10 protein-coding genes are annotated in these 10,683 nt (G+C 64.4%); 6 read left to right on the top strand and 4 right to left on the bottom strand.

Features of this window, described 5'->3' with window-relative positions:
- Window positions 1-2: 2 nt before the first annotated feature.
- From ACLV8F_RS21435 to ACLV8F_RS21415, 5 genes are read left to right on the top strand one after another with little or no spacing between them, the layout of a single operon-like run.
- Window positions 3-869 (top strand): GNAT family N-acetyltransferase, encoded by an 867-nt coding sequence (locus ACLV8F_RS21435; protein ID WP_411886223.1) that lies wholly within the window; start codon window positions 3-5, stop codon window positions 867-869.
- Window positions 869-1,732, top strand: coding sequence for a UDP-2,3-diacylglucosamine diphosphatase (locus tag ACLV8F_RS21430; RefSeq protein WP_411886222.1), 864 nt, complete (start codon window positions 869-871; stop codon window positions 1,730-1,732). Before ACLV8F_RS21435 ends, ACLV8F_RS21430 begins: the two co-directional genes overlap by 1 nt.
- Window positions 1,729-2,835 (top strand): glycosyltransferase family 4 protein, encoded by a 1,107-nt coding sequence (locus ACLV8F_RS21425; RefSeq protein WP_411886221.1) that lies wholly within the window; start codon window positions 1,729-1,731, stop codon window positions 2,833-2,835. The genes ACLV8F_RS21430 and ACLV8F_RS21425 overlap by 4 nt, the downstream gene beginning before the upstream one ends.
- Before the next feature lie 50 nt (window positions 2,836-2,885).
- The gene (gene ppk1, locus ACLV8F_RS21420; protein ID WP_411886220.1) at window positions 2,886-4,979 is read left to right on the top strand and encodes a polyphosphate kinase 1; all 2,094 of its coding nucleotides are present in this window, start codon (window positions 2,886-2,888) and stop codon (window positions 4,977-4,979) included.
- Between the two features lies 1 nt (window position 4,980).
- A complete protein-coding gene (locus ACLV8F_RS21415) occupies window positions 4,981-5,454 on the top strand; it encodes a SixA phosphatase family protein (protein ID WP_411886219.1) in 474 nt (157 codons plus the stop codon).
- A gap of 6 nt (window positions 5,455-5,460) precedes the next feature.
- Here the strand turns inward: ACLV8F_RS21415 and ACLV8F_RS21410 are convergent, their stop codons facing one another.
- The 4 genes from ACLV8F_RS21410 to ACLV8F_RS21395 all read right to left on the bottom strand — a co-directional run bounded on the left by ACLV8F_RS21410 (window position 5,461) and on the right by ACLV8F_RS21395 (window position 9,366).
- A complete protein-coding gene (locus ACLV8F_RS21410; RefSeq protein ID WP_411886218.1) occupies window positions 5,461-5,922 on the bottom strand; it encodes a hypothetical protein in 462 nt (153 codons plus the stop codon).
- 108 nt (window positions 5,923-6,030) lie between these two features.
- Window positions 6,031-7,530, bottom strand: coding sequence for an exopolyphosphatase (ppx, locus tag ACLV8F_RS21405; protein ID WP_411886217.1), 1,500 nt, complete (start codon window positions 7,528-7,530; stop codon window positions 6,031-6,033).
- 61 nt (window positions 7,531-7,591) lie between these two features.
- A complete protein-coding gene (locus ACLV8F_RS21400) occupies window positions 7,592-8,740 on the bottom strand; it encodes an ABC transporter substrate-binding protein (RefSeq protein WP_411886216.1) in 1,149 nt (382 codons plus the stop codon).
- Between the two features lie 137 nt (window positions 8,741-8,877).
- On the bottom strand, window positions 8,878-9,366 hold the full coding sequence (locus tag ACLV8F_RS21395) for a fasciclin domain-containing protein (protein ID WP_411886215.1): 489 nt from the start codon (window positions 9,364-9,366) through the stop codon (window positions 8,878-8,880).
- A 217-nt stretch (window positions 9,367-9,583) separates the two neighbouring features.
- Here ACLV8F_RS21395 and pstS point away from each other — a divergent pair, with 217 nt between their 5' ends.
- On the top strand, window positions 9,584-10,627 hold the full coding sequence (gene pstS, locus ACLV8F_RS21390) for a phosphate ABC transporter substrate-binding protein PstS (RefSeq protein WP_411886214.1): 1,044 nt from the start codon (window positions 9,584-9,586) through the stop codon (window positions 10,625-10,627).
- The last annotated feature ends 56 nt before the right edge of the window (window positions 10,628-10,683 follow it).

Genomic DNA, 10,683 nt, shown 5'->3' with positions numbered 1-10,683 from the left:
CCATGAAAGAACTGCCCAATCCCACCTTTGCATTGTCGCCAGTCGCAATGCCACGGGGGTCACTTCATCAAAGCGGTCATGCTGTCAGTCCAGCCCCTGTTCAAAGGGCTCCAGTGGGGAAAATTTCGGTCAGCTGGGCCCGGCACCAGGACGAGGTCCGGCAGGCGCAGCGCCTGAGGTACCAGGTCTTCGCGCTCGAGATGGGCGCCACGCTGTCCAAGACGCTGCCCGGCCACGACGTGGACCTGTTTGACGACTATTGCGAACACCTGCTGGTGCGCGACGCCGAAACCCAGGACGTCATCGGCACCTACCGCGTGCTCACGCCGACCCAGGCCAAGCGCGTGGGCAGCACCTACAGCGACACCGAGTTCGACCTGACACGGCTGCGCGCGCTGCGCGAGCGCATGGTGGAACTGGGTCGCAGCTGCGTGCATGCCGACCACCGCCACGGCGGCGTCATCCTGGCGCTGTGGGGCGCGCTGGCCGAATTCATGTCGCGCAACCAGCTGGACACCATGATCGGCTGCGCCAGCATCCCCATGCAGCACAACGGCGTATCGAGTGGCCACGCTGCCGCCAGCATCTGGCGCCAGGTGCGTGAAACCCACCTGGCCGCCATCGAATACCGCGTTACGCCACGCCTGGCGCTGCCGGTCGAGAAGCTCGACGACACGCTGGACGTGGAGCCGCCCGCGCTGATCAAGGGCTATTTGCGCCTGGGCGCCAAGGTGCTGGGCGCGCCGGCCTGGGACCCTGATTTCAACTCGGCCGACCTGCCCATGATGATGCGCATCGCCGACCTGCCGCCGCGCTACCTCAAGCATTTTTCCGGCAAACCGGTGCCGGGCAACGCCACGGAGGCCTGATGCGAAACATGTTTGACGCCATGGGGGCGCTGGGCAACGGATTCGGCGGGGCCGGTGACGACCACGACGATGACGACTCGCTGCGCAAGCGCTACCGCACCATCTTCATCTCCGACATCCACCTGGGCACGCCCGGTTGCCAGGCGGCGGCGCTGCTGGATTTCCTCAAGGCCCACCCCAGCGACAACCTCTACCTGGTGGGCGACATCGTGGACGGCTGGCAGCTTCGCCGCCGCTGGTACTGGCCGCAGTCGCACAACGACGTGGTGCAAAAGCTGCTGCGCCGCGCGCGCAAGGGCTGCCGCATCATCTATGTGCCCGGCAACCACGATGAGTTTGCGCGTGAATTTATCGGCAACCAGTTCGGCGGCATCGAAGTGATCGATGAAGCCGTGCACACCACCGCCGACGGCCGCCAGTTGTGGATCATCCACGGCGACTACTTCGATGCGGTGGTGCAGTGCGCCAAATGGCTCGCCTACGTGGGCGACAACCTGTATGAATTCACGCTCAAACTCAACCGCCACCTGAACCGCCTGCGCGCGCGCATGGGCTTGCCCTACTGGTCGCTGTCGGCCTACCTGAAGCAAAAGGTCAAGAGCGCCCTCAATTACGTCACCGACTTCGAAGTCGCGGTCGCCAACGAGGCGCGCCGCCGCGGCCACCAGGGCGTGGTCTGCGGCCACATCCACCGCGCCGAGATGCGCGACATCAACGGCGTGCTGTACTGCAACGACGGCGACTGGGTGGAAAGCCGCACCGCGCTGGTCGAAAACTTCGACGGCTCACTGGAACTGGTGCACTGGGCGCCGGCCCACGAAACGCAGGGCCGCGGCCATGTAGCTTCCACGGTGGTCGCATGAGGGTCGCCCTTATCACCGACGCCTGGCAGCCGCAGGTCAACGGCGTCGTCACCACCCTGGTGGAACTGGTGCGCGAGCTTTCGGAACTGGGCCACCAGGTGGAGGTGATTCACCCCAATCTCTTCAAGACACGGCCTTGCCCGGGTTATGCCGGCATTGACCTGGCGGTGAGTCCCAAGCGCGGGCTGACCGAAAAGCTCGACGCCTTCCAGCCCGAAGCCATCCACATCGCCACCGAAGGCCCGCTGGGCTGGGCGGCGCGCGGCTACTGCCTCAAACGCGGCTTGCGCTTCACGACGGCTTTCCACACCAAGTTCCCCGAGATCCTGCACGCGGCGCTGAAAATCCCGCTGTCCTGGGGGTATGCGCTGTTCCGCCATTTCCACCGGCCCTCGTCGGGTGTGATGGTGCCCACCCAGGGCGTGCTGCGCATGCTGCAGGAACGCGGCTTCAAGAACCTGCGCGGCTGGACGCACGGCGTGGACACCGAACTCTTCGGCTTCGAGCCGCAACCGCGCCTGCACCCGCCCATGGGCACGCTGGTGCGGCCGGTGTCGCTGTTTGTCGGCCGGGTGTCGTATGAGAAGAACATCGAGTCCTTCCTCAAACTGGACATTCCCGGCACCAAGGTGGTCTGCGGCGTCGGACCGCTGGAGGAGTCGCTCAAGCAGCGTTACCCGCAGGTGCGCTGGATGGGCGTGCTGGCCCGGGACGAGCTGGCCAAGGTCTATGCCGCGGCCGACGTGTTCGTGTTCCCCAGCCGGTCGGAAACCTTTGGCCTGGTGATGCTCGAAGCCATGGCCGCCGGCACGCCGGTTGCGGCTTATCCGGTCGACGGTCCTCTGGAAGTGCTGGGAAAAGCCGACGGAAGCTGTCACGGCGGTGTCATGAAAGAGGATTTGCAACAGGCTTGTTACGCTGCGCTGGCCGTGCCGCGCCATGAAGCGCGCTTGCGGGCCCTGGACTTCAGCTGGGGCCATGCGGCGCAGTTGTTCGAGTCTTTCCTCGTCACGGCAGGGCACAACAGGGCCAAGGGCATTGCTTGCCAGCCATCGCAGGCAGGTGCAACATCAGTCAAAAGTACTGTCACGCCACTGTCATGAAAGAAGTCAACACTGTGACTTGTTGTTAATGACACATAAATGCCTTGTTGATGCCCACTTCACCCGCCTTGGTGGCCGCCGCCGCGCCAAGCGTCCAGTTCCTGGACCGCGACCACAGCATTCTTGCCTTCAATGAGCGGGTGCTGGACTGGGCCAAGCGCCCCGACGTGCCGCTGCTGGAGCGGCTCAGGTTTCTGTGCATTGTTTCGTCCAACCTGGACGAGTTTTTTGAAGTCCGCACCGCGCCCCACCTGACGGCGGCGCAGGCCAATGAGCAGAAGGCGCCGTATTCGGTGCAGTCGTTCAAGGCCTTGTCGGACGCCGCGCACGACATGGTGGCGCGCCAGTACTCCCTCTATAACGACGACCTGCTGCCGGCCTTTGAGCGCCAGGGCATACGCGTGGTCTCGCACGGCGAGCGAAACGCGTCGCAGCGGCGCTGGGTGAAGGAGTATTTCGAGCGGGAAGTGCGGCCGTTGCTGATCCCGGTCGGGCTGGATCCTTCGCACCCCTTCCCGCAGGTGGCCAACAAGTCGCTCAACTTCATCGTGCGGCTGGGCGGCCACGACGCCTTCGGCCGCGAGAACGACATCGCCATCGTCAAGGTGCCGCGTGTGCTGCCGCGGCTCATCCATATGCCGGCGCATGGCCACAACAAAGGCCGCTTGTTCGTTTCGCTGTCCAGCGTGATCCGCGCGCACCTGACCGAGCTGTTTCCCGGCCGCGACGTCGGCCAGTTTTCGCAGTTCCGCGTCACCCGCCATTCCGACCTGGCGGTGGACGAAGACGACGTCAAAAACCTGCGCACCGCCTTGCGCCAGGGCCTGGAGCAGCGCCACTACGGCCAGGCCGTGCGGCTGGAAGTGTCGGCGGGCTGCTCGGAATACCTGGCCGGCTTTCTGCTGCGGCAGTTCAACCTGCCGGCGCTGGCGCTGTACCGCGTGCACGGCCCCGTCAACCTGGTGCGCCTGACGCAGTTGGTGGACCTGGTCAACGACCCCAAGCTGCTGTTCCCCAGCTACCGCGCCTGCTACCCGACGCAGTTGCAGCCTGGCCAGTCGTTTTTTGAGCGTCTCAAGCAGGGCGACGTGTCCATCCACCAGCCTTTCGAGAGTTTTGACGGTGTGCTGGCCTTTTTGCGCGAGGCCGTCAACGACCCGCAGGTGCTGGCCATCAAGCAGACGATTTACCGCACCGGCGCTGATTCGGAGCTCATGGTGCTGCTGCGCGAAGCCGTGCGGCGCGGCAAGGAAGTGACGGTGGTGGTGGAGCTCAAGGCGCGCTTTGACGAAGAAGCCAACATCAACTGGGCAGAAATGCTGGAGTCCATAGGCGCGCAGGTGGTCTATGGCGTGGTCGGCCTGAAGACACACGCCAAGATGCTGCTGGTGACGCGGCGCGAAGGCCGGCACCTGGTGCGTTATGCGCATCTTTCCACCGGTAACTACAACCCGCGCACGGCGCGCCTTTACACCGATTTGAGCTACCTGACGGCCGACCCGCTGATGACGGCCGACATCGACAATGTGTTCGTGCACCTGGCGAGCCAAAGCCGCCTGCCCAAGCTGCACCACCTGTTGCTCGCCCCCTTCCAGCTGCACCACAAGCTGGTCGAAAAAATCGACGCGCTCGGCGAGGCCGCCTTGCAGGGCAAGGACACGCGCATCGTCGCCAAGATGAATGCGCTGACCGACGAGGACCTGATGCTGGCGCTGGTCAGGGCAGGGCAGCGCGGCGTGAAGATAGACCTGATCGTGCGCGGCGCCTGCATGCTGCCGGCGCAGGTGCCGGGCGTGACCGACAACATCCGCGTGCGTTCCGTCATCGGCCGCTTCCTGGAGCATTCACGCGTGTTTTACTTCCGCTGCGCGGAAGAAGAAACGCTGCTGCTGTCGAGCGCGGACTGGATGAACCGCAACATGCTGCGCCGGGTGGAGCTGGCCTGGCCGGTGACCGACCCCGTGCTGCGCCGGCGCATCATCGACGAATGCCTGGTGGCCTACCTGCACGACGGGCGCGACGCCTGGGACCTGCAGCCCGACGGCACCTACCTGCGCGTCAACCAGCAGGGCGATGCACCGCGCCACGGCGCGCAGGCGGCCCTGATGGCCCGCTATTCGGCCCCCCAACACCAGGACAAATGACATGGACCTCATCTTGTGGCGTCATGCGGAAGCGGAAGACTGGCCAGAAGGTGATCCACAAGGGGGCAGCGACCTGGAGCGCTCGCTCACGGCACGCGGCGAAAAGCAGGCCGCCCGCATGGCCAACTGGCTGGACCGCCAGCTGCCCGAAGGTGCGCGCATCTTTGTGAGCCCGGCACGGCGCTGCGAGCAGACCGCGCTGGCGCTGGGGCGCAAATACAAAATCAGGAATGAACTGGCGCCCGACGCGACCGCGGCGCAGTTGCTGGAACTGGTGCAGTGGCCTTTGTCCAAGTCGCCTATCCTGGTGGTGGGACACCAGCCTATTCTGGGCGAAACCATCGCGCAGCTGCTGGGGCTGCAGGCCAGCGAGTGCCCCGTGAAGAAAGGGTCGGTCTGGTGGCTGCGCAGCCGTGACCGCGAAGGCCATAACCAGATCGTGGTGGTGACCGTGCAGTCACCAGAAGTTCTCTAGGACTTCTTACTTTTCCAGCGTAGGCCGGCCCGTCTTGATGGCGGGCACCTGCTCGAGTGCGGTCAGGAAAGCCGCGTCAGAAACGCTGGCCAGCAGCTTGATGCCGGCGCGCAGCAGTTCGCTTTTCTTGGCGGGGCGGGTCAGGCGGGCGGCGCGTTGCTTGAGGTCGTCCAGCACCACGTATTCAGCTTTGGGGATGGTGAAGCTGTCGCGCACCAGTTTTGGCTTTTTGGTTTTTTCCGGCTTGGCGGCTTTGGCCGGCTTGGCGCTTGCCTGGGGTTTGGCGGCGGGCTTCTTGGCGCCGGCCTTTTTCACTACGGCTTTCTTGACCGTGGCTTTTTTGCCGGCCGGGGCCTTGGCGGGGGATGCCTTTTTCGGGGTTGGTTTGGTCGCGGTTTTTACGGGAGCCGCTGGCGTTGCGGGTGCCGGTGCGGCGGTTTTTGCAGTTGCTTGTTTGCTGGTTGCCATGGATGGTCCTTTTTGGTGTGCGGTCAAATAAACCGTATATATAGTTTATATGGTTTATCTGAATGCAGTCAACCCGGCCCCTTGGCCCTGCGGTGCAGGACGGAAGATTCAGGGACCGGGAACAACCAGTGTCCACGGCGTCTTCTGCCAGGCCAGCACTTCTTCCTGCAGCAGGTGGGCCGATTGCGGAAAGGCCTGCGCCCAGCCGGCTCGGCAGTTCAGCACAAAAATCCGGCCGGGTTCGGCGCCGCATTCCAGCTGCAGGCCTTTCAAGTCCGGATCGCGCCGGGCGTGGCACAGGATGACCGCCAGGCGCAGGCACAGCAGCTGCTGGATGAACACCCGGTCTTCAAAATTGACTTCGAGCTTGCGCAGCTTGCCGCGGTGGCCCAGCACCAGCAGGCTGAGGCGGTGCAGCTCGGGCAGGGCAAAGCCCGGCGCGTCAGCGTTGTCCAGGATGTAGGCGCCGTGCTTGTGGTAATCGCTGTGCGATATCTGGCTGCCGATTTCGTGCAGCTGCGCGGCCCATTCGAGCTTGCGCTGAAAGCGCAGGGAGTCGGCGGCGGGCATGCCGGCGCCGGCCATCACGAACAGGTGTTTGGCCACCTTGCTGACCCGCTGGGCCTGCGCGGCATCGGCGTTGAATTTGCTGGACAGGCGCTGCACGGTGGTGGAGCGCAAATCGGTCAGGTCCTGCTCGCGGTCCAGCAGGTCGTAGAGCACGCCGTGGCGCAGGGCGCCCTGGGCGGCTTCCATGTGGGAGATGCCGAGCAGGTCGAACACGGCGCGCAAGACGCTGACACCGCCGCCTATGACGGCGCGCCTGTCGTCCTTCATGCCGTCGAGTTTCAGGCGTTCTGCGCTTTGCGCCTTGAGCAGGCGGTCCAGCAGCCAATCGAGGCCCTCGCGCGTGACCTGGCCCGCGGGCCAGCCGCCGGCCGTCAATACGTCGCTGACGGCGCCTATGGTGCCGGAGGAGCCGTAGGCCGTGTCCCAGGCGTCGGCGCGGTAGGCGTTGACGGCTTCGTCGAGCACCGCCTTGGCGGCTACCTCGGCGGTGGCGAAGGCGCGTTGTGTGAACTGGCCGTCGGGGAAGTACTTCATGGACCAGGCCACGCTGCCGACGCGGTAGGACTCCATGGTGCGCGCTTCCAGGCCCTTGCCCAGGATCATCTCGGTGGAGCGCCCGCCAATGTCGACCACCAGCCGGCGTTCATCGGATTGCGGTAGCAGGTGCGCCACGCCCTGGTAGATCAGCCGGGCTTCTTCGCGGCCGGGAATCACGTCGATGGCAAAGCCGAGGATCTTGTGGGCGCGGGCGAGGAATTCCTCGCGGTTGCGCGCTTCGCGCAGGGTCTGGGTGGCGACCGCGCGGACCTGGTATTTTTTGAAACCCGCCAGCCGTTCGCCGAAGCGCGCCAGGCAGTCCCAGCCGCGCTGCATGGCGTCCGGGGTCAGGTTGCGGTCGGCGTCCAGCCCGTTGCCCTGGCGGACGGTTTCCTTGAGGTATTCGGTGCGGTGTATGCGGCCGTGGTCAAAGCGGCCGATTTCGAGGCGAAAGCTGTTGGACCCCAGGTCCACAGCCGCGAGCAGCGTTCCATTTTGCATGTCTGAGTTTAAGGGCTGCGCATAGCTTTCGCGCGGGACTCGCATGAGCATTCCGGGGGGCTTAGCCGATCAGCCGGCCGTCGACCGTCATCATGCTTTGCGTGACGTAGGTACTGCTGCGCCGCTCGGGGTTGAAGCTCACGCTGAAGCCGCCCACGTTCATGGCGGCGCGGCGCTGGAAGGCGGCCAGGACGTTCTGGCGGTTCAGCGCGCCGTCCACCTCGTTGAGCACCTCGTAGGTGTAGCGCGCGGCGATGAAGCCGGCCAGGCTCAGCGGCGCGGGCGGCTCGTCGAACAGGCGCGCCAGCGTTTCGCGGTAGCTCCTGACGACGGGCAGGTTGGCGTTGACGAGGGGCACGGGTTGCGTGGCGATCACCGGGGTGTTGCGCGCCGCGCCCATTTGCAGCATGGTCTGCAGGTTGACGTCCGCCAGGGCCACGATGTAGCGCTGGCGCGATTGTTTTTCCAGGCCCTGGGTGAATTCGGCCAGCTCCGGCGTTCCGCCCACAAAGAGCAAAACAGCGGGCGTGCGCGGCGTGAGCTTCTGGCCCAGCGCGCGCAGGTCGTCGGCGCCTTTGTAGGCCTGCAGCTTGAGTTGCAGGGCGGTGGTGATGCGTTCGACGTCGGCGTGGTAGGCGCTGTAGTCCTGGGGCGTGGCATAAATCGCGCCCAGTTCCTTCAGGCCCATGGAGGAGAGGTTTTTGAGCGCGTAAGCCATCTGCTCCTGGCGCGCCGCAAAAATCGGGAAGGTCTTGTCGTCGATCTCCAGGCTGGAGTTCTGCAGCCAGGGCGCCACGTGCGCCATGGCCAACCCGCCCTTGTGGGAGAGGGCCACGATCTGGCTGGCCACGAGGTCGCCGACGCTGCCGGACAGTGCCACGCAGGAGGCGTTGTCCTTGACGGAGTCGAGGGCCGTCCTCAGGCTGGCCGGCGTGCCGTCGGTTTCCAGCGTCTGGTGGTCGACCCGGCGCCCGCGTATGCCGCCCTTGGCGTTGATGTCCTGCCAGGCAGCCCTCGAGCCGATCAAGAAATCCTTGGAGACGTCCTGCTGCGCCTGCGAAAAATCCACCACCTGAGCCACTGCGAGGTTGCGTGATGCGGATTTCGCGGGTTGCGCCCACGCCGGTGCGGCGACGCTTGCGGCCAGCACGCCGGCGTGTTGCAACAGCCGGCGGCGATTGGAGAGGGGCTGGAACAGGGGAATGGGCATCGGGAATTCCAGGCGGGATGTCCGCCATCAAGTATCGAAGGAAGGGAAGGGGAAATTGACGAGGCCTTTGCCTTCCGGGGAAAGCAAAGGCCTGAGGGGCAAGCGGGAGCGAGGCGCGCGGCCTCGCGTGTTGCGTATCAGCGTGCTGGAGGAATCAGCACGGCATCGACCACGTGCACCACGCCGTTGGTGGCGGAGATGTCGGCGGTCTGGACCATGGCGTCTTCCACGGTCACGAACTCGCCGGCCTTGGAGAGCGCCACGTTGGCACCATTGACGGTCTTGCTGTTGCCGTTCTTGACGTCGGCGGCCATGACTTTGCCGGGGATGACGTGGTAAGTCAGGACGGCCTTGAGTTTGGCGGGGTCCTTGGCGAGTTCGTCCATGGTCTTGGCGGGCACCTTGGCGAAAGCGGCATTGGTGGGCGCGAACACGGTGTAAGGGCCGGTGCCCTTGAGCGTGTCGGTCAGCCCGGCCTTGGCCACCAGGCCGTTGAGCGTGCTCAACTGCGGCTGGGCGGCAATGGTGTCGGCGACAGACACGGGGGTGGAAGAAGTGGCGCAGCCGGCGAGGGCGGCGACAGCGGCAACGGTGGCGGTGAGGACCAGAAAGCGGCGGTTCAGCATGGAAAGTTCTCCTGATTAAGACAGGGCCAAGCGTAGGAGAGGCTGGTGACAGATTCGTGACGGATATTTGAAGGTTTTGTGACATTCCCCACGACGGAAGCCCCTCCGGATGACTGTCATATATGTCACATCCCTGTCACATAAGCTTCCTACAGTCAACGCATCTCTCCTATCAACCCCAACTAACCGAATCAATCCCAACCCAAGAGGTGTTCTGATGAATGTGACTTTTAAAGCTTCCCTGACGGCCGCAATGGGCCTTGCCTTCGCATCGTTCGCCACCCTGGCGACCGCCCAGGACGTGACCGGCGCCGGCGCCAGCTTCCCGGCTCCCCTGTATTCCAAGTGGGCCGCCGACTACAACAAGGCCACCAGCGTCAAGATCAACTACCAGTCGGTGGGTTCGGGTGCCGGTTTGCGCCAGATTGAAGCCAAGACCGTCGATTTCGGCGCATCCGACGCCCCCCTGAAAGACGACGAACTGGCCAAGAAGGGCCTGATGCAGTTCCCCACCGTGATCGGCGGCGTGATTCCCGTGGTCAACATCAAGGGCATCACCCCCGGCCAGCTCAAGCTGAGCGGCCAGGTGCTGGGCGACATCTACCTCGGCAAGATCACCAAGTGGACCGACCCGGCCATCAAGGCCCTGAACCCCACGCTGGCCCTGCCAGACGCGGCCATCGCACCGGTTCGCCGCGCCGATGGTTCCGGCACCAGCTTCATCTTCACGAACTACCTGAGCAAGGTCAACGCCGAGTGGAAGTCCAAAGTGGGCGAGGGCACGGCCGTGAACTGGCCAGTGGGCGCCGGCGGCAAGGGCAATGAAGGCGTGGCGGCATTCGTCGGCCGTCTGCCTAATTCCATCGGCTACGTGGAATACGCTTACGTCAAACAAAACAAGATGACTTTCGCCCAGCTGAAGAACGCTGCCGGCAACTTCGTGTCCCCTGAAGACGGCGCTTTCAAGGCAGCCGCCGCCGGTGCCGAATGGTCCAAGAGCTTCTACCAGATCCTGACCGAGCAGCCAGGCAAGGATTCGTGGCCCATCACCGGCGCGACCTTCATCCTGATGCAAAAAGTCCAGGACAAGCCAGCCCAGGCCGCCGCTTCGCTCAAGTTCTTTGAGTGGGCTTACAAAAACGGCGACAAGACCGCCGACGACCTGGACTATGTGCCCATGCCCGCCGCCGTGAAGACCATCATCGAAAAAGCCTGGGGCGACATCAAGGACGCATCCGGCAAGACGGTGGCCTACAAGTAAGAGCAAAGCGCAAGCGCCGCCTGCTGTTTTCCTCAGTCTTTACAAAATATAGGGGT

The sequence above is a fragment of the Polaromonas sp. YR568 genome (assembly GCF_943369675.1).
Taxonomy (GTDB): domain Bacteria; phylum Pseudomonadota; class Gammaproteobacteria; order Burkholderiales; family Burkholderiaceae_C; genus Polaromonas.
This window is presented reverse-complemented; position numbering and strand designations above follow the sequence as displayed.